Source organism: Roseovarius sp. JB2-10 (assembly GCF_055693585.1).
On record NZ_CM146337.1, the window covers coordinates 3613034 to 3636950 of the forward strand.

Here is a 23917-nt window from a genome sequence, read left to right on the forward strand (position 1 = left end):
AACTCTGTGGATTTACTGCGCACCCGGTACGGCCGTCGCCCCACTGAGGAATTCGTAGTTGAACCGGTTCAAAGACACACCCAACGGATCGGCCGATGAATTGTACAAGTCTTCCACCGTTTTGGCGGCGATATCGTTGAAGACCTCATCAACTTTCAGCACATCCTGGTTGCCATAGACCTCGCCAATATTAGCCGGGGCAAAGAAGGTACGCGTATTGAAAATACCTGCGTCCTGCGGCAGGGTTGATGGCCGGTCGACGCTGACACCGATAGTATAGGCCTCATCTTCCAGATGCGACCCAACGGTGAACCCACGCATGTCGTTGCGGAAATTCATCAGAATCCGTGCGTGCCTCATCGATCAACTTGACCGGTGCGTCAAACAGAACCGACCGGTTGTGGAATTCGTTGAAATCATCCTCGACCTGGTTCAGTTCGACACGTGGGAAAATCGCGATCCAATGCCCGCCCGTATCGGCCACAATGTTGCGCACATAATCCAACCGCCCATCCTGACGGTAAAGGTTGATGGTCACGTTTGATCCGGGTTCGGCCGTGCCGGTGAAGATCGGGTCGATCAGCAGAATGGGCAGGAATTGCGCGTCATCAATCCCGTCAATGGCGCGCGGCTCTTCGTCATCGCCGTCATCATCGGGGATCGGCTGCGGTACAATCACCGCATCATCAGCCACAAAGTAATCGCGCCCAAACCCGTCCGACGGATCCGGTGATGAGCTGGTCGTGGCAACGGCAATGTTGGTGATATCGTCCAGAACATTGGTGCGGAAACCCACGAAGGCTTCGTATTCGATGGTCAGGCTTTCGCCCGGCTGCAGCACCGGAATATTCACGATCAATCGGTCCGAGCCCGCCACAGAGCTGGGCGAGACAGACCCCAAGACCGGGTCCGACAGCGAAATCACACCCGTCAGCTCCAGATCAGACGGCAGCGGGTCATTCACAACGGTGTTGAACGCCGGGGACGTGGCCGTTGCATCATTGCTGATCACCAGCGTGTAAACGATGATGTCACCCAGGAACGGATCGGTCGATGTGGTCGATTTCTCGATCAGCAAATTCGGCTCGATAATTTCGACCGTTTCGGTGTCAATCACCTGATCCAGCGGGTTCTCCCCTTCCGGTGTGACGGTCAGACCGGCGGTATTGGTCAGCTGCACGTTCTGCACATTGGTCGGGATGTCGGTCACCCGGGCCACAACCTCAACGATGATCGCGTCCTGTGCCTCGGTGATGGTGCCATCTACGAAGGTGTTATCGACATCCGTCAGGCTGATGGTCAGCAGCTGGCCGGAATTGCTGATATCCGTGGTGCCGCCCACGGTGATCTCGCTGCCGATCTGCTCAATCGAGGCCGTGACAAACTCGAGACCCACCGGCAATTGGTCGGTCAGCACAACCGTATCCATGGGGATTTCCGGCAAGGTCAGGACCAGCTCATAGGTGACCGTCTCACCAATCGTCAGACCTCGGATGCCATCGCCATCGCCATCCTCTGGCGTCTCAGCATACCCCGAGGCCGTGTCCTGTTTGGTCAAAGTCGGGTTGGATGATGTGCGGTGGTCGTCAGACACCGGCGTGTAATCTTCCTGGAACGGATCGTCACCGGGCGCGGAATCGTAGGCCGCCGTGGCGGTGTTGACGAATGTTGTCAGCGGCGGTGTGCCTGCATCCAGCGTTGCCGCATAGGTCACCACCAATACATCATCGGCGGCAAGCACGGGCACGTTAAGCGTAAAGCCCGTTGCCGCGGTGGTCAGATCCCCGCTCGCGGGCGTGAACGGCACACCGTTGATGGTGAAGTTGAGCGAGCCGCCGTTGAGCGACAATTCCGGTGGCAGAACATCCGTCACCTCGACGTCGAACGCGGGCCCTGTGGCATCGGGCACCACGCCCGGGCCTTCGTTTGTCACGGTGATCGAGAAGATACCGTTTTCGCCGGGATCAATCGCCAGCGGTCCGTCCTTGTCGATGGTCAGTTCCGGCTCGACAACGCGCACATCGGCCTCGGCCGTGGCCGGAGTGAAGGCCGGATCGGCACCGTCAGGGTCCACCACGAGCGAGGCGGTGTTGGTCAGCACATCGCCCGCGCTCATGTCACTATTGATGCGGCCTGTGACGGTGAATGAAATCACGTCATCCGGCCCGATCGTGGGCGGGCTGGTATCTTCGGGATTGCGGATTTCACCGAAATCGAGCGTGAAATCGTTTGGCCCTGTCAGGACGGGCGTGGGAATGCTCAACGGGTTATCCGAGAGATCCACCAGACCTGCGCCGAAAACCACATCGTCCACGCTGACGAAGTCCATGCCAACCGGCAGGTTGTCCGTAAAGATCACGGATTCCATATCGATTTCAGGCAGGAACAATTCGTAGGTGAACGTCACCAATTCGCCAATCGACAAATCAAACGGGTCAGAGCCAAGCTCGGAATCCGTCTGGGTGAAGCTAGAGGTAAACGGGGTTTTGGTAATGAAAGGTACCGTGGCCACCGAATGCGTGTCATCGGTGCTGTAATCCCGATCATCCACCGGCAGGCCGTTTTCATCCAGCGGATCACCGGGCAGACCGTCATAATCCACGGTCGCCGTGTTCAGGAAGGTTTCCGCATTTGGCGCACCGGGATCCAGAAGCGCCTGATAGTTGACAATGAGCGTCTCACCCGCCCCCACAGGGATCGGGTTGCCCGTGGCCGTTTCAACCAGCTGGAATGAGAACCCGCCAGCCGCTTCCACGATGGTCACATCCGCCTCGGTAAAGCCGTTGAACGAAAACGTCACGCTACCCCCGACAAGCGAAAGGTTCGGATCGGCAAAATTATCCGCGATGAACAGATCAAAGGCCGGACCGTTGCCGGTGTTTTCAATCTCGATCTGGTAATCCACGGTGGATCCAGGATTGACCGCGATGTTGCCGGTTTTCTCCAGCGTCAGAAGCGGCTCAACAATCTCGACCGTTTCGGTATCCGTGATCTCATCCAGCGGCGCCTCGCCTTCGGGCGTGATGATCAGACCGGCGGTATTGGTCAGCTGCGTGTTCGGATCAGCGCCGGAATTCGCGGGGATATCCTCGACCCGCGCGGTGATCTCGATAACGATGGCATCATTGGCCCGCGTCCCTGTGCCGTCACTATCGGCATTGAGCACATCGCCAAGTGTCACGGTCAGCAACTGGCCGGATTCCACGAAACTCGCACCGGCGTTGACCGTGGTCACATCATTGCTGCCATTGACGGTGATGCCGCTGCCCAGCTCACTCACCTCAGCCGAGACGAAGCTGAGCCCGGTGGGCAGCAGATCGGTCAACTGCACCGTGTCCATCTGAATTTCCGGCAGGGTCAAAACCAACTCATAGGTGACCGTCTCGCCGATCGCCAGGTCGGTGACACCATCGGCGTCATTATCCTCGGGCGTCTCGGGGTGCTCTGTTGTCAGGGCCGTCTTTTCAAGGCTCGGCGATGTGGCGACGGTGTGATCGTCACTGACCGGTGTGAACACCTCCTGATTGGGATTATCCCCCGGCGCGCTGTCATAGGCGGCGGTGGCCGTGTTGGTGAACGTGTCCAGCGCGTTGGCCCCCGGATCGAGATCAGCCTCATAGGTGATGACCACCTCATCATCCGGCAAGAGCACATCGAAGTTCAGCGTGAACCCCGCGGTTGAGGTGATCAATTCCCCCGGTCCCGGCGTATAGGGCGCACCGTTCAAAGTGATCACAAGCGAGCTTGCATCCAGATCAAATTCGGCGGGCAAAACATCCGTGATTTCAACGTCATAGGCCGGCCCCGTTGCATCAGGCACCACGCCGGGGCCTTCGTTGACAACGGTGATTTCAAACGTGCCTGTGTCGCCGGGATTCAAGGCCAATGGCCCGGTTTTATCGATGGTCAGTTCCGGCTCAACCACGCGGACATCCGCATCGGCCGTGGCAGGCGCCAGGGCCGTACCGCCCAACTCCTGCACTTCCAGCGTGGCGGTGTTGGTCAATGTGTCGCCCGCACTCATGTCGGAATTGACCCGCGCCACCACTTCGATGGTGATCACATCATCAGGCCCGATGGTGGGTGGGCTGGTATCTTCGGGGTTGCGGACGTCACCGAAATCCAACTCAAAATCATTGCCAACCAGTGACAGAACCGGCGTGCCCAACGCATTGTCGGACGTGTCGGTCAAACCGGCCCCGATCGAGACCACGTTGAAGCTGACGAAATCCATGCCATCGGGCAAATCATCCGAGAAAAGCACCGAGGACATATCAATCTCGGGCAGGAAAAGCTCGTAGGTGTAGGTCACCTCTTCACCAATCGCCAGGTCGAACGGATCCGAGCCCAGAACGCTATCTGTTTCCGTGAAGCTGGAGGCGGTGGGCGTCTTGGTCAGGAACGGCACGGTCGCCACCGAATTGGTGTCATCGGCGGTATAATCCCGGTCATCCACGGGGTTACCGTCCTCATCCACCGGATCGCCCGGCAGGCTGTCATAATCCACGGTCGCGGTGTTCAAAAACGTCTCTGCCGACGGCGCGTTCACATCCAGAACCGCCTGATAGTTGATCGTCAGTGTTTCGCCTGCGCCAACCGGGATTGGGTCACCCGTCGCCGTATCCACCAGCTCGAACGAGAAACCGCCGGCGGATTCGGTGATTGTGACATCAGCCTCGGTAAATCCGTTGAAGCTGAAAGTCACACTGCCTGGCACCAATGTGAGGTTTGGATCGGCAAAGGCATCCGCAATCTGCAGGTCAAAGGCCGGGCCGGTGCCGGTGTTCTGAATGGCAATCTGGTAATTCACCGTGTCGCCCGGATTGGCCGCCGGATCACCGGTCTTGTCCAGCACCAGATTGGGCTCGACGATCTCGATGGTCTCGGTATCCGTGACCTCGGACAGGGGCGCCTCGCCCTCCGGCGTGATGGTCAGCCCGGCCGTGTTGGTCAGCGGTGTGCTGGCCGGTGTGCCAACATTGCCCGGCACGTCCTCGACCCGCGCTGTCACCTGCACCACGATGCCATCATTGGCCCGGGTGCCCGTGTCATCGGTGTCAGAGTTGAGCACATCGCCAAGCGTGACGGTCAGTAGCGGTCCGGCCTCGACAAAGGAGGCGCTTGCATTGATCGCCGTCAGATCAGTTTCACCGTCAACGCTGATAAAGGCCCCGATTTCAGTGACTTCGGCAGAAACGAACGACAGGCCCGGCGGCAGAAGATCGGTTAGAACCAGCTGATCCATCGGGATTTCCGGCAGAGTCAGCACCAGCTCATAGGTGACCGTTTCGCCAATCGCCAGATCGGTCAGCCCGTCACCGTCATTATCCTCGGGCGTCTCGGCATGTTCGGTGCTGATCGCGGTTTTTTCGATGGTCGGCAGGGTGGACACTTCGTGGGTGTCGGTCACAGGCGCATAGGTTTCCTCAATCGGATTACCGTCGCCATCCAACGTTTCCCCGGGCGCACTGTCATATTCAGCGGTGGCCGTGTTTTCGAACACCGTCAGCGGCGTCGCACCCGCATCCAAGGAGGCTTCATAGTCAACCTGAACCGTCTGGCCAGGCAACAGAACATCGAACGTCGCGCTAAAGGACGAACCGTCAGAGGTGACACTGTCCGGTACAACCGGTCCGCCTGCCCCGTCGGTAAAGACCAGCGATCCGGTATCAAGCGTCATGCCCGCAGGCAGTGCGTCGGAGATCACAACATCATAGGCCGGACCTTCGGCCCCCGGCACGCCATCGTTGGTGGCAACAATGGTAAAGCTTCCAGCCGGACCGCCCGGATCAAGCGCCAGCGGGCCGGTTTTGTCGATGCTCATCTGCGGCTCGACAATGCGAACGTCCGCCGTGGCGGTCTGCGTGGCAAACGGATCATCGCCAACCGGGTCCACAATCAACGACACGGTGTTGGTCAGCGTATCGCCCGCACTGGGCACGCCGCCTTCGGTCACCCGTGCAATCACGTCAAAGACCAGCACGTCATCCGGGCCGATCGAGCCATCAGACGGGTTGTTCATTGCGCCAAAATCAAGTTCGATCAGGTTGGGATTGCCCGCGTCAGGCGTTGCAATCACCGTTCCTGTGGCCCCTGTGCCGTTTACGTTCACCACGTTGGCCGAGATGAACTCAAGCCCCGGCGGCAAGAGATCTTGGGCAATCACGCTTTCCAGATCGATCTCTGGCAGGGTGATTTCATAGCGGAATGTCACCTCTTCGCCGATCGACAGATCAAAGGGCGCGGAGCCCAGTTCACTGTCAGTCTCGGTGAAGTTCGAGGTAAAGGGCGTCTTGGTGATGCGCGGCACCGTGGCAATCACATGATCATCGCTGGCCGTATCATCGCGGCCAAGCGGGTTGCCATCGGCATCCGTCGGATCGCCCGGCACGCTGTCATAATCAACGACGGCGGTGTTGACGAAAGACTGGGCATCCGGTGCCGTGGGCTCGATCAGCGCTTGGAACGTGATCGTCACCACCTCACCGGGCAGAACGGGCCCCGGGATCACGATCTGGAAGCCATCCGTCTCGGACGGTGCGGGCGTTGTGATGACACCCACACTGGTCACAACCGATCCCGGTTGCAGTGTCAGGAACGGATCATTAAACGGGTCCGTGACCACAAGGTCATAGGCCGGGCCATCCCCATCATTTGTCACGGTAATTGTGTAGTCCACGATCTCGCCCGGGTCGCCGCCGACATCGCCGGTTTTGTCGACCGTCAGGTCCGGCTCCACCACATCGACCGTTTCAGACGCCATCTCCTCCTGCAACGTGTCGCCCGTGGCCGGGTCTGTGATCTCAAGCGTTGCCGTATTGGTCAGGGAAAGACCTGTCGAAGCCTCGGCCACGTCATCCACGATCGATGTCACGCGCACCACGATGGTGGTATCTGTTGCCGCCGCATCATCCGCCCCGTCGACAACCACCGTGCCAAAGTCAAATACCACCTCGTCACGCGCGCTGTTGATAGTGATGGCGCCGTTGCTGTCATCATCCCCTGCGGTCAAGGTGGTTGAGGTGTCATTGACATCGTCGCCGATGGAGACAACTTCAGCCGATTGCACCAGAAGGCCCGGCGGCAGATTATCCGTCAGCGTGATACCCGCCGTGCCCTGCGGCACCGTGATGGTCAGAAGGTACGACACCTCTTCACCCACGTTCAGCTCCGCATTGTTCGGCCCCGCGGCATCATCGGTATTGGCGTCGTTGCTGGTCTCGTAGGACTTATCCAGGCTCGCCTCCGGCGTGCCCAGATCAGCGGTGGTCGATGGTCCGGTATAGATCCGTTCTTCTTCAGGATCAGCGGGCGGCGTGGTTTCATCCCCTGCCGGGTTGCTGTCATAGCGCTCAACCTCGGCGGTGTTGGTGTAGGTCGAGTTGAACAGCGCGCTATCTTCGACCGTGGCATCATAGGTGATGACCGCAATGAAGCCCGCGGGCAGTTCGGGGATCACAACCCGCAATTCGCCGTTTACGTCGAACGCGGCTGAAACCGGTTCCGTCGGCGTGAAAGGTGTGGTGCCATCCGCCTCAAAGATGTCGACATTCAGCGAGGCCGGGATGGCTGTGACATCCCCGCCGACACCGTCGTCATTGACGATCATGTCATAGGCCGGGCCGTCACCATCATTGGTCACCGTCACCTCATAGCTGACCACGTCACCGGCATCCGCGACAGCCGGGGTCACGGTCTTGTCGATCATGACATCTGGCTCAACCACCTCGACCGAGGCATCATCCTGAACGCTTGACGCGTTATTATTGCCGTCCGTGAACGACAAAACGCCCACATTGGTCATCGCGTCGCTGGTATCGACCACCGGATCCGCCGTCAGACGCGCGGTCAGACGCACAACGATCTCGTCCTTGCTGTCTCCGGTCATGTCGACCACGTTGGTCAGGTCGCCAAAGTCAAATACAGTGTCCTGACCGCCGGAATTCACCCCGGCATCGCCCACATTCAGAAGCGACCCGCCGATGTTGTCAGCCGGCCCGTTTGTGCCAGCACCACTGACATCGCCGATGCGCACTACCTCAGAGCTGACGTATTCCATCCCCGGCGGCAGCGTATCGGTCAGGATCACATCCTGGATCGAGCCTTCGGGAATGGTCAGCACAAATTCATAGGTGACCGTCTCGCCGATGCCCAGCTCACCCTCGGCCGTTTCGGCATAGCTTGAACTGCCCGGCACCACGGATTTGTCGATCTCCGGCGCACTGGTGATGACCTCTTCGGTGTCGCTCAGCGAAAACTCTCGGTCATCGCCATCAGCAGCACTGTCATCCTCGGGTGTGCTGTCAAACACGAGATCAGCGGTATTGGGGATTGTCAGGCCGGCCTCGACATCGGGATCAACCGTCGCGTTATACTCAACCCGAACCGTGTCATTCTGATCCAGCCGGTCGATGAAGATCTCGTAAGAATTGGCATCTCCCCCCACCGGGGTGGTCAGCGCAAAATTTGTCCCGTCAAAGGCCGTTGGCGTGCCGTTGACAAAAAGCTGAATACTGCCGGGGTTGAGCGTGACTTCGGGCGCCAGCGTGTCACTGAGCGTCAGGTCAAACGCAGGCGCGTCGCGGAATTGCGCCGGGTTTGCGATATCAACCGAATAGTTGACCAGACCACCAGCGGTGACTTCGCTTGGGCTTGCGATCTTGTCCAATTCGACATTTGGCGTGGCAACCCGCAGGCTGGCATTGTCCCGGGCGCGCGTCGTGTCGCCATCCGCGTTTTCAAACGTGATTTCGGCGCGGTTGCGCAGCAATTCATTGGTTCCGGGCGTGCCCACGGACGCGTCATCCACCCGCGCAAATACGCGGATCTCGATGAAGTCGTTGTTGGGATCATTGTCGCCTGCGTTGGTCAGCGTATCGAAATCATACGCGAATGCATTGCCGGTGATCGTGGCGTTCTGACCAACGGTTACACCGCCCGTATTGGAAATCCCGGATCCGATGGACTCGATCTGTGCGTCAACAATCACCAGACCTCCAAAGGTCACGGTGTCGGAGATAACGGTGTTCAGCAGCTCACCTTCGGGCACATCAACGCGGATGATAAACTCGACATTCTCGCCGATCACCACCTCATTGCCGCCCCGGCCAAAGCCCTGCCCGTCAAACTGACGCGAGATCCAGCGTTTTCGAGATTTCAATGGATTCCGTTGTGGCCGTTGCGTCATCCGTGATCGGGTCGACAACCCGGTTCACAGGCGCATTCGGATCAAAGGGCATACCATTGCCCTCAAACGCGTTATAGCTGGCAATTCCGGCGGTGTTGGTGATCAGCTCATCCGGTGTCACCACGCTGTCGACCACCAGATCATAGGTGATGACAATCACGTTTTCGCCTGATGTCTCGTCAAACGCGGATATCGCACCCTCCAACGGGCCGTCATCCACCAGAAGCAGGCCCTGCGCCGGGTCAAAGAAATCATCATCCGTGGCCGGTGTGCCATCCGGACGGGTAAAGGAAATCGGGTTACCGGCACCATCGGTGATCGACAGGTTGTAGCCCGCGGGCGGCTCAAGGAACCCATCCGGTAACGTATCCTGAACGGTGATGTTGAACGCACCATTTGGCGCGCGGCCTGTATTCTCGAGCACCACGGCAAAAGTGACTGTATCGCCCGCATTGACGTTCTCGATATTTGCATCGACCGGCGCCAGATCAAGACCATCCGACGTCACCGTACCGCTGAAACGGGGCACGGATCCGTCCGGAATGCTCACCCCGGTCAGGCCGGTTGGCCCGTTCACAATGGCGGTATCGGGGTCTGCACCATTGGTGGCCACAACACCTTTACTGATGTTCAGATCGGGCTCGGCATATTCGAAATTGGCAATGGCTGTGCTTTCGATCACATCGCCAAAGGAGTTTTCCTCAAACCCGGTCGCCTGATTGGTCAACAGCAGATCGGGCGCAAAGATCGCATCTTCGACAGTCACGGTGAACAAAAGCTCAATCGACAGCGGCCCGCGCGGATCAATGGTGAAATCACCAAATTCGAAATTGATCTGGTTGTCCGCCGGGATGTTGGAAATGTTGGGCACGATGCCCGACAAATCGACCGATGTCGCCGGGCCGTATGTGGCCACTCCGGCGGGGGGCGGATCCGCCGCGCCCGCATCAAAAGACATGTTGTCAATTTCGCCGGAATCAAACACCAGCTGCGGCAGGTTGTCGATGATCCGGAAGTTTTCAAACGCCCCCAAAGGCGCGTCGTAAATGATCGAAAACGTAACCGTGTCACCTGCGGCAATAACCACATCGGCAGGCGGGTTATCATCCCCGTTGAGCGCATAGACCGTCTTTTCGCGGATCTGACCGACGGCCAGCTGCACTTCATTCGAACTGGTGTCTTCGATCGTGTTGCCCGTAGGCGTATTCGGGTCTGCATTGTCGCGTACATCCGCCCGAACCGTCACGTCATTGGAGATAAAATCCCCTTGGCTCAATTGGTTAAGGCCAGGAATTGCCCCATCTGTGTAAGCATCCGCAATGATGGCCTGATAGGTGATCAGCACCGTTGTCTGCGAGCCATCCTGCGTGCCATCTCCGGCAATGTCACCAGTCAGAAGGCCATCGGACCCGGCGGCGATCATCGCATCGGACAGCTCGAAAATCACGGTGGTCTCACCGGTGGTGGCATTGAACGAATTGGATTCGTCGACCCCAAAAGCAACCGGGCCGGCAATCCCGCCAATCTCCTCTACTGTCGAAAACTCGGCAGAGCCCGCAACATAGGTCCAGGCGTCGCCCAGAATATCCTCGACCACCAGATCACCCATGGTGAAATAGTCCGACACCTGAATGGCCAGCGTGAACTCGTACACGTCATCAGGCGTCACGCCACTGGCCTGGTTATCGGTCAAAACGGCATTGGTTTTCTGGATCGCTATGCTGGACGCGGTCAGCTCATTGGTCGCGCTGTCGGACACCGCAACCGGGTCGTCATCACCATCAAGCGGGTTCCATGTGCCTGTGCCTGTGACCTGATTGATCACAGGTGTATCGGCACCGGTCACCGGATCGTTGGTTGGATCGGCCGAGTCAGAGGGATCATTGCTGATGTAATAGTCAAAGGTCACCGTGACAGTGCCCGAAACCTCGGCGAAATCCACCACCAGTTCGTTGTTCGGCGCTGTCACCTGCACCCCGACCGGCGGCTCAGTGATGCTGTTGACGGTTCCGCCGGAAATCACCGGGTTACCCAGATAGACCAGTTCAGGCGGCAACGTGTCGGTCAGCGTGAAATCTGACAGGGTCTGGCCCGGCGCCACATCAACGGTCAGGATATATTGGTATTCATAGTTCGGACCTGTCGCCCCTTCGGATTCCGGTGCCGTATTGGCCTTGGACACCTGAAACAGCTGCGGATCGACGGTGGTTGAGCCCTGTGCCTCCCGAATGGGTGCATCATCGTCCGGATTGTCCAGCGGATCGCAGCCAAGCGCAAAGCCCCCCAAGATGTCAAAGGTGGGCATGGCATTAAGATCGGCCTGATCGGAAAAATCGATGACCACATCAATATCGACCGGCGGGTTGCCCGGTGAGAACGAGCCATACGGCAGCTCAAAAACCACCAGCGTGTCACCCTGTGTGCCGCCCGTCACGATGAAGGGAGAGCCATCAGGGTTCAGCAAAAACGGATGTTCGGCCTCCCCTGCGCCATCAAAAGTGATCTCATGCGTGACAATGGGCGCGCCCAGAAAACTGGCGCTGTCAAAGGTGGGGCCATCCCCCTCGCCATCCCCACCCGAGGTGGGAATGATCAGCTCGGCATAGGGCACATAGCCCGAATCCGTGCCGGTATTGTCGAAAGTCAGCGTGAAGCCGACATCCTGTTCGCCCAGTTCGATGACTTCATCCGGATCGGTGGTCGTAAAGGTCACGTCCGGATCAGCGCCCGACAGCACGATCCGGTCCTCCAGAAGCTCAAACTTGGGCATCTCTGTCACAACAAAACCTCCACTCCCGAGGGCACCAACCTGTCGACCACCTAGTTCTTGACGATTTTATAGGTTGGCTGATCCCGAATATCCTTGCGAATATCGGTCTTGAACCCCCACCGCTTGAGCAAAACACCCCGCGCTCGCGCCAGATTGGCCGCCGCTATTTCCCGCGTGGCCCGTGCCGTAGCAACAGATTGCTCGGCGCTCTGCACTTGCTGGTAGCTCGACAAAAGCGCCGACAGGATGGCGATGCCCTGTTCACCCACGCCGTCATTCCAGCGGTTGCGCAATGTCACAAGGTCCTTTTGCGCCGCTTGCTGAGCACGACGCTGCGCAACAAGGTCCTGCGTGGCGGTGATGTATTCATTCGCCGAGACATCCACCTCGGCCAGAATGGTCGAAATCACTGACAACACCTGCCGCTCCTGCTGGATGGTTTCCAGACGGCGGCGTTTGTAGCGGGCATCACGTTCATCGAACCCAAGCGGGACCGAGAATTTCAGGCCGACCACATGCCCGTCGCCATTATGCTCATCCCCGAACGCGTTGGAGAAGTTGCGCCCATCCGCCCCGCCACTGGCCGATACTTCCAGCACCAGATCCAGTTCAGGCAGGCTTTCATTCGCCGCCATGCCTTCGCGCAGCAATGCGGCCTCATATTGCAGGATCGCCTGTTGCAATTCGGGCCTGTTCACGAATATCTCTTCCAGCGTGTCTTCGGTGCCCAGAATGCGCAGCGCGCCATTGGGTGCTGACGACGGTAGCAACTCCACATTGGCCGGTCCCATACGGGGGTCATTGACCAAAGCGGCCAGCCGGAACTCTGCATTATCTACGGCGGATTTTGCGCGCACCGCATCGGCCTGCCACTGCGCGGCAAGAGACCGGGCGCGGTTGACCAGCACCGGATCGGCATCGATATCCACGCGGTTGCGCACCTGTGACGCCAAACGCGCGCCGTGGCTCGCCAGATGGGATCGCTGGATATAGACCGCGCGCGCCACATAAAGGTTCCAATAGGCGCGCTCGGTTTCCAGAAGATGTGCCTCCGCCTGACGGCGGAATTCTTCGGTGGCGATTTGCGTATCCATATTGGCAATACGCCGCGGTGAATCGTTATGCGTGAACCCTGCCCCGCGCAGCAATGGCTGCACCAGCGAGATGGTCGAGCGCGATTCTGTCTGTTCGCCGGGAATGTACGTCGTGCGATTGGTATCTGTCGTCGTGAACCGTTGCGAAACCGAAATCTCACCACCGGTGATCAACCGGCTGCGCACGCCAAATTCGACCTCTTCCTCATCCGTGATTGCCCGGGCAGCGCCCGCCGAAATCGCGGGGCTGGTGGCGCGCTCGTTCTCACGCGAAATACTCGCCTCGGCGAAAAACTCGGGCACAAACCTTCCGCGTGCTTCCTGAATGGCGGTGCCACGAATCGCCGGCAGATCACCAAAGGCCGCGATCTGGTGCGAATTGCGCACGGTGGAATTCACCACATCGGGCAAACCGAATGACTGATTGCGCTCACCCGGCGATAAATCCGACTTGTGCGTCGATCTCGCCCACCACTCTCCTGCCGTACTGGGCGCGGACGTCCGTGACACACTGCGCACTTTACGCAACGACACGCCCACACCGCGTTCCTTGGCTTGGATCAGCGCATATCGACCCAAGGCGCGGCGCAGGTAGATTGCCCTCTGGCCGGGGTTGCGGAACCCCTTGTAAGTGATTGAATTGACCGGCCATTGCTGTTGCGCCGACTCGCGTGTGACGCGAAATTCATCAACGCGCTGTCGCGCTTGGCCGGATGTCAGGTTCTCGCCAGAGCGATTGGCGTCAACCTCTTCTTTTACACTTGGGGAAAAGCCCCGCGGGCGCGGTAAATCTCTGTCGCCCGGAAAAATTGGTGTTTCTGCACACGCGGTGAGAACCAGGCAAGATGCCAGTCCCCACGAAACCAACTTGGTCACCACTATGTATCTCCCTCCAGGTCACGAGCATCGCTTGTTGACCATCCCAAACGAACATAAGCACAAGGTGCTGCGCCAATGAAAGTAGGGGTGCGCAACATCTGGGCAACTCTTTGCCAAAAAAGACAGGAGTGTAACATTTTTGCGCACAAAAAGTTGACTCGCGCGCAACTAACCCGCCTCTATGCCACCACCGATACGGTAAAGAGTACGTGTGATAAGGGGGAAAAAATGACGATTAGACGCATGTTCCAGTGGTGCACCGGTTTAGGCCTGACGCTGTGTTTTTTAGGGCTACCGGTTCAGGCGCAAGACAACGCCCCTGCCCCCCGTGTGTTCACAACAATTGAAGTGGATGGCAATAAGCGCTTCCGGGACGGCGACATAATTGCAACCTCAGGTTTAGAGCCGGGTCAGCTACTCGGACAGGAGGATTTGCTCGCCGCGGTCGAAGCCCTTGAATACACTGGCGAGTTTGAAAACGTGGTCATCACGTCGCGCGGCCAGACCCTGATCATCGACGTCGAAGAAACCCCTGAATATAGCGGCGGTCTGACATTCGGATTGGGTTTCGATTCCGATTTTGGCGTTTTTGCCGCTGCCGGTTTGGCGCTGGACAATGCGCTTGGCAATGACGTCGAACTGCGCGGCAATCTTTTGGTGGCCGAAGAATTGCAGACCCTGCGCCTTCAGGCGCGGTCGGAAAATTTCTGGTCCAACGGCGTCAAGGGTGGCGTCCGCCTGGCCTTCGAAAACTACGAATATGACAACACCACCTATGATTTCACGCTGGCGCAGATCGAACCCTACGTGGTGTTTTCGCTCAATCAAAAGGCCGCGCTGGAGCTGCGCTACACGCTGGCGTCAAAAGACATCTCCAACGTTTCCCCGCTCGCCTCGCCCATCATCCAGGCCGAAGACGGTCAACAAACATCGTCTGGCTTCGGTTTCTCGCTGGCCACGAGTTCGGGCCTCTTGGGATCTGAACGCGGCTTTCTTGATGCATGGTCCGTCCGTTTCGATCAGGACTTTACCGGCGCGGGTGGTGATACGGATCTGTCGACCTCCAAACTGTCGCTCTTTGCCCGCAAACGGCTGAGCCAAAGCGGATTTGCCATCCGCACCCGTCTCGAATTCGGCGCGGTTCAGGGTTTCAACGGGGACCGCCCGCGCGCCAGCGAACGTTTCTCCCTTGGCGGTGCTTCACTGCGTGGCTTTGAGCGCGGCACAATCGCCCCGCGTGACGTCTGCACGGGGTGTGGCGCGTTTGGCACCGACGTCGTGACCATTCTGGGCGGTGACTTCTTTGCCGTGATGCGCACAGACGTGTTGGTGCCGGTCTTCCCCAAGCAGCCACAGATCGAAACCTTCGTCTTCTATGACGTCGGCAGCGTTTGGGATGTCAGCACGCCCACCGCCCCAGCTGGTGTTCTTGTGGACGGTCGGCAATTTCGGAGCTCCGGCGGCATCGGCGCGTCGTTTGACACGCAATTGGGCAAGTTCGAGGCCTATGTCGCCCTGGCAACCAATGGCGAAATCTACGACGAAGAACAGGAATTTGGTCTGACCTTCAGAACGGAATTCTAAGCCCGGCTCTTTTTGTCAGCCTGACGTCACGAAGCAAACCGCGTGCCTTTGCCCGCTTTTTCCGCCCGTTCACGCGCCAGCGTGGCGATGGCAGTGTCCTGCACGCCCGTGCCGGTCAAGTCGGTGATGATCAGGTCCGTCTCCGCCCGGCGGCCTTTGCCCGGATCCAAAACGATATCGCCAAGTTCCGGGAATGTCTGATCTGCGCTGCACAGCCCTGCGGCAATAGCGCTGCGCAGCTCCCCCAGAACCGCGGTTTGAGATTGCCGGTCCGAGACATAGAGATCGGCGCGTGTCAGACTGGCCGCCTCCAACTCGTTTTTGGCCTCCTGATCAGAGCCCATGGCGATGACATGCTGACCCGGTCGCAACCAATCTGCCATGACCACGGGTGTTGTCGACGGCGTTGTGGTCACAATGATATCTGCACCAGAAACGGCACCAGGTGCATCATCGCTGGCACGGACATCCAGGCCCAGATCACGCTGCAGCCGCGCGGCGGTTTCTTCGGCTTTGCCCAGGTCCCGCGCCCAGATCACCGCCCGTTTGACCGGGCGCACCAGGGTCAGCGCCTCAAGCTGCAAACGCGCCTGTGTTCCGGCCCCGATCACACATACGTCCGATGCCTCGGGCCGCGCCAGATGACGCGCGGCAACCGCCCCGGCAACGGCGGTGCGCGCCTCGGTCAGGTACCCGTTATCCAAGAGCACAACTTCCACCAGCCCGGTATGCGCAGAAAACACCACCATCATGCCACTGGTCGTCGGCAACCCGATCTTGGGATTGTCGAAAAACCCGGGCGACATCTTGATCGTAAAACTGTCCGCACCTTTGATGTGGGCGGTTTTGACATCGACCTCACCATTGTTCTCGGCCAGGTCCATCGACAGGATAGGCGGCATGGTGACCCTGCCCTGCGCCAACGCTGCAAAAGCTTCCTCGATGCAATCAACAAGATCAACATCAAGCGGCACAAGCGCGCGCAATTCCGTTTCGGTCAAAATCTTCAGGTCTGCCATATTCCCTCCCCCAGGCTCAGCCACCGGCACGGCGTAGGCGTGCATCTGGCGTCACAAAACTCTGCCGGTCAGGGCATCAATTGGCAACAGAAAGCCGTCATCCGTCGCGTGGCTTGGTCTTGATAACGGATGCGGTCCCTAGACGGGAGTGGCTACCGGAGAGATCGGCCAGTCTGCCACGGGCGAGGCCTCAGCCTCGGGACGCGCGAGGAAAAGCTGGGCGTGAAAATAGCCGCTGGTTTCATATCCATCCGGATCGTGCCCCCGCGCTTTGGCGTTGGCAACCGCGCGGGCCTGTTCATCCGCATCGGCGAACCGGCGGTGCTTGAATGGTGGCACTGCCAGCGCTTCAACCTTCAGCCCGTGATCGCGCATCACATCCATCGCCTCGGCCGTGTCATTGCCGCGGATCGGCGCCGTGATCACCCAAGGCCGACGGTCCCGTGCCCCGCTCAGCACCCGCTCGAGTGCCGCGGGCAACATATGCGCCACGCTGCCGCATTCGATCACCAGATCCGTGCTGGCCAGTGCCGCCTGCAGGCCTGCACTTGCCGCATCCGCCTGCAGGTTTTCCGCAAAGACTTGATCAAAAATGCCCACGTCGCGTGCGTAATCCAAGGCCTTGTCGGCGATATCAATGCCCACATATCGATCCGCGTGACCCAGTTGCGAATGGCCGGCAAACCATGTGCGGTCCGCGTCAATCACCTGTTCGGGCGTGGCGGTGTCAAACCATGCGTCCCGGTAGCGCGTCAAAATATCGTCCAGCGACATGTCGAACCGCGACAGCGCCCCGCCGATGCCGTACCCGCTGGCGAAATCGACCACACCGGCTGATTTCAGACCCCGCGACCGTTTCAACTCGGCCAGAACAGCCCGAAACGCGGCGGCCGCATAATGCGCCGTGCGAAAGCCCGCATGATCCATCGCCCGGTAATAGGTGCTGCAATCCGGCAGGTTATAAATGTCATCGAAGATCGTAACGATCTTCTGTTCGCGCTCACCTTGGTTTTCGATCATTCGGGAGGTCTTTCATGCTTCGGGAGGGTTGCGGTTAAACCTGACGTCACGGGCATATAGGTACAAGAAGAAATCACACAATGATGACACCGCCCCCGGATCGCGCGAATGTGAACGGCATCTTGGGTGGATACTGCCCTGCAGCCTGATGCACCCGGAGCCGCCCACATCCACAAAGCCAAGTCAGATGCGACGCGTTTGTCAGGTATGTTTCATTCCATCCGGGATTTATCACCTGAAGGTCATCACGGACCTGCAAAATCTGGCAACATCGTGAAGGGATGTCAGCAGAATGGACGCGCAAGTGCTTGACCGCCAGAGCACGCGGCCCGTATTCATAGGTATTGAATTTTTGGCAGGATTTTTCATATGAGCCAGGTCGACACCTCAGCTGAACAAGGGATGTCCAAAGCCTTGATGGGCGCAGCGCTGGTCTGGGTCGCGGTGATGATCTACGCCTCGTCAAACTCCATCGTTTCGCTGCTGGCGGATATCGGTCGACAAAACACGGTGATGGGCCGCAACGCGGTGTCGCTTTGCAACCTGCTCTTTCTGGGCAGCCTGATCTCGCTGGTGCCGATGGTCTTCATGTTCCACAAGGACTGGACCCGGGAAAACATCCGCAAACTCACGCGCAAGGATTGGGGCGTCCTGACGCTCTCGGCGATTTTGTCATCGGCCCTGACGCCGGCGCTGTTCTTTATAGCACTGGATTACACAACGGTCACCAATGTCGTGCTGATTGGCAGGATCGAACCGCCGCTCTTTTTGTTGGCAACGGTGTTTGTCCTCAAGGAAAAAATGGACCCATGGGCCTTTGCTGCCGGTCTCATTGCCCTTGTGGGGGCCGTTGTGATCATCTCGCTCAAAGGCGGTGACACGGCCTTCACCTTTGGCAAAGGTGAGATTGCAACCGTCTTCGCAACGCTGTCCTTCATCGCCTCTACACTGGTCACGCGCGTGGGCCTCAAAGGCGTACCACTGGGCATTTTCTCGATCTACCGCACCGTTCTGGGCACCATCATCTATTACTTTCTGGCGCTCTATCTCTATGGCCCCAACCACTTCCAGGATCTGTTCCAGCCGATCGTGCTGAAATATGTCTGGGTCTACGCAATCATCGTGATCATCATCGGCCAGTTCTCATGGAATCTGGGCCTGAAACACGCGCGATCCGGTGATGTCTCACTGGCCACGTCCTTTTCCCCGCTGGCCGCTTTGGTCATCGCCATGCTGCTCTTGGGCGAAGATCCCGGTGCCGGTCTGATCCCCGGTGGTCTGATCATCGTCTTTGCCATCGCCGTGGGCCAGTTTGGCCGCATTCGCGCGCAACGGGCCGAGCGGCGCGCCGAAGAAGAGGCCGCGAGAATGGCCGAGGATGAAGATCTGTGCACGGACGAGGCGTTGGAACATGAATCCCGCCTCAACTTCAAAGGCGCCTGAGTTAGATCGCGCCTCTAACCAGTCCGAAGCGGGGCTTTACAAAAATCTCTCGCTGGAGCGCGGAAGCATCGTGATCCCCTGCCCCAAGCCTTGCCAGAGCAGCGCCCTTGATGGCCGCACCATGAGTGATGTCGATGCCCCAATCAGGCGACATCACAGGGTCTGAGGCGGCGGCGTGCGACGCGTCAGGCATCAGCAGGATTTCCGGGCAAAGTGCTGCGTCACAACGGGTGGCAATCGCACGCGTCAAATCCTGCATCTTTGTCGCGTTGCTAGGCGCAATCAGGCGCAGTTTCCCTGCATGTTCAACAGGTTGAAACGCAGATGCGGATTTGACCGGCAAAATTTGCACCGTCGGGAGGCCTGCCAATGCCTCTTTCAGCAAATCAGACGCAGGCGCATCATCGGCCTCCAGAAATACAGTGACCTGACCGCCCAAACGCGCGTGGCCCGCAATAGCGCCCAAGCACCCGCGGATAACCCCCTCGGCCCGATCAGCAACGACCACGATCTGATCCGTGATCCGTGCATCCCGCTGACGCAGGAAAAACCCCATGATCGTATCCGACATCGCACTGTAATGCCCCGCATCGCGCAGGTCATTTTCGATCCTGCCGATATCCACTTCGGCCACGGTTGCCCCGGCGGCATAGACCCGGATCATGACATCCAGATCAGCGGCATAATCACCCACGATTTCCTGCACCGCGATCAGGGAGCGATCAAAGATGTAGATACCGGAATTGGGCGCCTGCAGATGGCTCAGCCCCGGGAACATCTGACGCAGCGCGGGCATGACCAGATACCGCGTCATCGGCATTGGATCACGCGGATCCTGCCACATGCCCTTGACCAGACCGACCCCGGGCGCGCGCGCCTCGATCATTCGCGAGAACAGCCCCACGTTGAACTTGTCGAGATCAGCATCGACTTTCATCACCCAGTCATGGCGTGCGGCACTGAACCCCGCGCGAATGGCATGTCCCATGCCCGGGCGCGCCTCTGCGATCACATGCGCGCCGGCCGCTTCGGCCACCGCCGCCGTGCCGTCGGTGGAACCATTATCCACCACCAGAACCTCATCGATCACCGGCTTTGCAATCAAGGTTGTGATCACGCGGCCAATGCTCTCGGCCTCGTTGCGAGCAGGAACAACAACCGAAACAGGGGCAGTATGCGGAGGGGTAGCAGCCACGATCACCTCATCTCTCAAACAGAAAAATCACGCCATCCCCGAGCATTAGCGGGGTTACTTCAACTGCCATAAACCGTGCCCCACCTGGCAATCAACCGGTGTTGCAAATGTTTTGCACGGTTGTTCCAGCTTGAGGCGCCCCGGGGCCGGTCGCTGAGTTTCTTGGGCAAGGCATCGCGGCGCGGCGCATCGGCGGCAAAGATGGCAAAGGCCATTTCGGTGCCGTCCGCCGCCGTCATGTATCCGGCCAACCCGCTGACAAAATAGAGCGTGCCGGTTTTGGCGGCCACTTTGATCGGGCCGTCCTTCTGGGCCCGGCCCTCGCTGTCCTTGAGGGCGATTTTCTTGAGGATGGGTTTCAGTGCCCCGTCTTGGTGCACGGCGGCCAATCCCTTTGCCATGGACTGCGCCGAGAGGCGCGACATGCCCCCCAGACCGGAATGATCCACCAGACGCGCGCCATCCATACCCAGCTCTTCGCGCGCCCAATAGGACATCTCGCGCGCGGACCCGCGGATCGAATGCGCCACACCGGTACGCGCCTTGGTTGCCGCCTGCCCGACAACTTCTGCCGTCAGGTTGGTTGAGAATTTCAGCATGTCACGCAGGATTTCCCGCAACACCTCGCTTTGACGGGTGGCAAGCACCACGCCACTGGGGGCCGCGCTTGTCACTTCGGCCTTGGACAGCACGATGCCGTGCGAACGCGCCAAGGTCCGGAACACATCGCCCGCATAGGCCTCGGGTTTGCGCACCGGCAACCAGCGTGATCCGTTCTTCCCCAGAAACTTGCGGGCAACGGTCCAGCTGTCGATGCTGCCGCCATCCGTATAGGTGTAGACCGGTCCCTTGCGATCCATCACCACCATGCGCGCGACGGACACATCGGGGCGGTACTTTGCCGTGCGCGCATCCATCGTCACATCGTATTTGTCGCCTTGCCGCTTCCACTGGAAATGCACCCGGTTGAAGTTCAGATTCAGGCCCGACACGGACGGATTATAGGCAACTTGATCCGGTTGATCTTCATCAACCGCGCGTGTGAAGGGCAACGCACCGCCATAGACCAGAAACTTGCCTTTGACCGACACCACACCGGCCAGCTTCAGTTGCCGCGCCAATGCCGCAAGGCCATCGGTATCAAGCGTCGGGTCGCCGCCACCTGCCAGCACAAGATCGCCCTGCAAAACCCCGTTTTCGACCGGGCCGGTCGCCAGAAGCCGGGTTTTGAATCGGTAAGACGCGCCAAGCTCCTTAAGGGCATATAGCGCCGTTACTGCCTTGGTAACACTGGCCGGGGGTTGCCCGGACATGGCATTGTGCCCCTCCAGCAGCTTGGCGGTTTTGACATCGACAACGGCAAAACCCACACGCCCCCCAAGATTAGCCGCACGGATCAGTTCTTCGGCGGCAGAAGCTTTGGGTTTTCCGGGCTCAGCCGGGCGCAATTGCGGCCGAAGCGAAACATCAGGGGCCTTGGCGAACGCTGCTCCTGCAACGCCGCTCATCACTCCGCCCATTGACGTGCCCAAGCATGTGCTCAGGAAAAAGCGTCTCGAATAAAGCCTGCTCATAGGCGCAGGGTAACCTCACCAAGCGGGTGCAGACAATCCGCTTTCCGCCTCACACACCGTTCAATTTTTAGCCAGTGGCGATCAGGGCACCTATTCCCGTTCCAGGCGTCGCGTTTCTCCGCCTGCATTGCCCGTAACCCGGCAATGCGCCGCCTAGCTTTCCCAGGCACCGCTTTGGCGCAATTGGGTGGAGGAAAGCGCGTTCATCGGCATGTTGATAAAGCACCAGGCCGGCGCGCGCCGCTGCGCCAAAAGATGGCTCTGGCGCCCCGGCAGACGCGCCGCGGCGTATATCCGCGCGGCCTTGGACATCCGCGCCGATATCCGCTGACCCGGGCGCGCCAATACGCCGACCGGGACCGTATCCATGATCTCGCGCCAATCCTGCCATTGATCAAACTGCGCCAGGTTATCCGCCCCCATCAACCACACGAATCTCACTCCCGGGCAGGCATGGCGCAACGCCGCTAGCGTTTCCGCCGTATAGCGCGTGCCGACCCGCGCCTCGAAATCACTGATATCAACACGCGCATGGTCCATGATCTCGCGCGCGGCCTGCATCCGCCGCGCCAGCGGTGCCGGACCTTGGGTTTTGAGCGGATTGCCCGGGCTGACCAGCCACCACACCCGGTCCAGACCAAAGCGTTTAAGCGCTTCGCGTGTGATATGAACATGCCCCGCATGAGGTGGATCAAAGGAGCCACCCAACAATCCGATTGTCTGCCCGTCCCGGGCCGGAGGGGTCAGGCGGGTCATTGCACGCATATGCCAAGTGTGAAGGTGATAAGAGCGGCCTTACGTGTCATGGATCAGCGATCAATTGGCAAAACAGGTGTGTCGGGAAACTGCTCCAGTTTCCAGAAATTTGCCGCCGTGTGACTCAGGTTGCGTTCCGGGCCGCCGGGCTCGGCACTGGTTTGCAGCAGCGTGACGATATCCGACAAAACCACTGGATTCTCGCGGAAATAGGAATGCCTGCGTGCTGCCACAACGCCGCTGACATCAATGAAATAGACATTGCCGACCTGACCCAGACTGGCGCGGTCCACCTCGTCCAGATCTTCGTAGGACAATCGACCAAACCGGGTGCCGGAATTGACCGCCTGTGCCAGACCCAGCGCGCCATCGGACGGGTTCATGTAGACGGTGATGCATTCAAACGCAGGGGCAAACCGTTCCGCAATCAGCCGTTGGCGCACCACGCCGAAATCCAGATCAGGGGCCGCCAGCACAAGGTTGTCGATCTTCAGCACCTTGCGCGGATCCTGCCCCGAGGCCCGTGCTGCAATGATCATCTCGCGCAGCGCCGTCGTGGCCACATCTGTGCCGCGGCTATGCGCGATCAGCTGGATCTTGTTCAGCCCCGGCACCCCGGCCAGAAGCCGCAGGGATTCCTTGAGGTGAAAGATCGAGAATTCGCCGCTTTCGCGATCCTTGAAATATCCCAGCAACCCGGGGTTATCCGCAGGCCAGGTGTAAACGATCGGCACGCCGCGCCGCCCGTTGGCTTGCCAGATATTGGCCATGGTCGTGACCGCATCGTCGAAATCATTCTTGTACCCGTGCACAAAAATCACGACCTCATCCTGCCCGGTGGCCCGCAAAGCCTGCGCAACACTGCGCTGAAAACCCTGTGCTGCACTATCATAGCGCGCCATCGCCGCGGGGTCCGTGACCAATCGCCCGGACCTGTTGGAAAATGCCAGTGGCGTTCGCGGAAACCGCAATTGTTCGCTGACGCCCCGCACCCGGATGGTGCGCGATTCAGAATTTGCAGCCTGTGCATCGAAACTCAGCATCGCTCGGCCAAAGGCCATCGACGCGCTCCTCTCGTGGCCGTAGCCCTGCACGTTGCCATCCGCCACATCGGCAGATCGGTCCGTGACGTAGAAGACCTGCGCACCGGTTGTAATGTCACTTTGGGAGGGTAACGGGGTTTGGGTCAGCATCGGAACGGCGTCACACGCCACAAGCGGCACGACCAGAAAGACCAACGCGAAAAGAGCGCGCATCATACGCGGGCGCGGCTCACCTCCCGCATCTCTTTGACCTAGTGCCCGTCGCATCCGCCACCCAAATCTTCGGTAGAACCCACACTATCACCCAATCGCTTAATTCAACAATGGCCTTGTAACGCACGGAAACAGTTTGA

General features: G+C 59.1%; 12 protein-coding genes. 2 read left to right on the plus strand and 10 right to left on the minus strand.

The window, feature by feature from the left end:
* Positions 1-12: 12 nt before the first annotated feature.
* Genes ACZ1HJ_RS18015 through ACZ1HJ_RS18030 form a run of 4 tightly spaced genes read right to left on the minus strand, consistent with a single transcriptional unit; the run spans position 13 to position 13930 of the window.
* Positions 13-339, minus strand: coding sequence for a hypothetical protein (locus tag ACZ1HJ_RS18015; RefSeq protein WP_472720011.1), 327 nt, complete (start codon positions 337-339; stop codon positions 13-15).
* A complete protein-coding gene (locus ACZ1HJ_RS18020) occupies positions 284-9160 on the minus strand; it encodes an isopeptide-forming domain-containing fimbrial protein (RefSeq protein ID WP_472720012.1) in 8877 nt (2958 codons plus the stop codon). The genes ACZ1HJ_RS18015 and ACZ1HJ_RS18020 overlap by 56 nt, the downstream gene beginning before the upstream one ends.
* Positions 9123-11957, minus strand: a complete 2835-nt coding sequence (locus tag ACZ1HJ_RS18025) for a hypothetical protein (RefSeq protein ID WP_472722234.1) — start codon at positions 11955-11957, stop codon at positions 9123-9125. The genes ACZ1HJ_RS18020 and ACZ1HJ_RS18025 overlap by 38 nt, the downstream gene beginning before the upstream one ends.
* A gap of 50 nt (positions 11958-12007) precedes the next feature.
* Positions 12008-13930 (minus strand): TolC family protein, encoded by a 1923-nt coding sequence (locus ACZ1HJ_RS18030; RefSeq protein WP_472720013.1) that lies wholly within the window; start codon positions 13928-13930, stop codon positions 12008-12010.
* A gap of 228 nt (positions 13931-14158) precedes the next feature.
* Here ACZ1HJ_RS18030 and ACZ1HJ_RS18035 point away from each other — a divergent pair, with 228 nt between their 5' ends.
* On the plus strand, positions 14159-15514 hold the full coding sequence (locus ACZ1HJ_RS18035; RefSeq protein ID WP_472720014.1) for a BamA/TamA family outer membrane protein: 1356 nt from the start codon (positions 14159-14161) through the stop codon (positions 15512-15514).
* Positions 15515-15540: 26 nt separating this feature from the next.
* On the opposite strand, the gene eutC is transcribed toward ACZ1HJ_RS18035, so the two are convergent.
* Together eutC and ACZ1HJ_RS18045 are read right to left on the minus strand one after the other, a co-directional pair.
* Positions 15541-16533, minus strand: coding sequence for an ectoine utilization protein EutC (gene eutC, locus ACZ1HJ_RS18040; protein ID WP_472720015.1), 993 nt, complete (start codon positions 16531-16533; stop codon positions 15541-15543).
* Positions 16534-16671: 138 nt separating this feature from the next.
* Positions 16672-17553 carry a class I SAM-dependent methyltransferase gene (locus ACZ1HJ_RS18045; RefSeq protein ID WP_472720016.1) on the minus strand — a complete coding sequence of 294 codons (882 nt, stop codon included), beginning with the start codon at positions 17551-17553 and terminating at the stop codon, positions 16672-16674.
* 369 nt (positions 17554-17922) lie between these two features.
* Here ACZ1HJ_RS18045 and ACZ1HJ_RS18050 point away from each other — a divergent pair, with 369 nt between their 5' ends.
* Positions 17923-18996, plus strand: coding sequence for a DMT family transporter (locus ACZ1HJ_RS18050; RefSeq protein ID WP_472720017.1), 1074 nt, complete (start codon positions 17923-17925; stop codon positions 18994-18996).
* A gap of 1 nt (position 18997) precedes the next feature.
* Here the strand turns inward: ACZ1HJ_RS18050 and ACZ1HJ_RS18055 are convergent, their stop codons facing one another.
* The 4 genes from ACZ1HJ_RS18055 to ACZ1HJ_RS18070 form a co-directional block, all read right to left on the minus strand.
* On the minus strand, positions 18998-20191 hold the full coding sequence (locus tag ACZ1HJ_RS18055) for a glycosyltransferase family 2 protein (protein ID WP_472720018.1): 1194 nt from the start codon (positions 20189-20191) through the stop codon (positions 18998-19000).
* Between the two features lie 59 nt (positions 20192-20250).
* The gene (gene dacB, locus ACZ1HJ_RS18060; RefSeq protein ID WP_472720019.1) at positions 20251-21699 is read right to left on the minus strand and encodes a D-alanyl-D-alanine carboxypeptidase/D-alanyl-D-alanine endopeptidase; all 1449 of its coding nucleotides are present in this window, start codon (positions 21697-21699) and stop codon (positions 20251-20253) included.
* A gap of 219 nt (positions 21700-21918) precedes the next feature.
* Positions 21919-22521 carry a nicotinate-nucleotide adenylyltransferase gene (locus tag ACZ1HJ_RS18065; RefSeq protein ID WP_472720020.1) on the minus strand — a complete coding sequence of 201 codons (603 nt, stop codon included), beginning with the start codon at positions 22519-22521 and terminating at the stop codon, positions 21919-21921.
* Positions 22522-22574: 53 nt separating this feature from the next.
* The gene (locus tag ACZ1HJ_RS18070) at positions 22575-23831 is read right to left on the minus strand and encodes an alpha/beta hydrolase (protein WP_472720021.1); all 1257 of its coding nucleotides are present in this window, start codon (positions 23829-23831) and stop codon (positions 22575-22577) included.
* Positions 23832-23917: the final 86 nt, after the last annotated feature.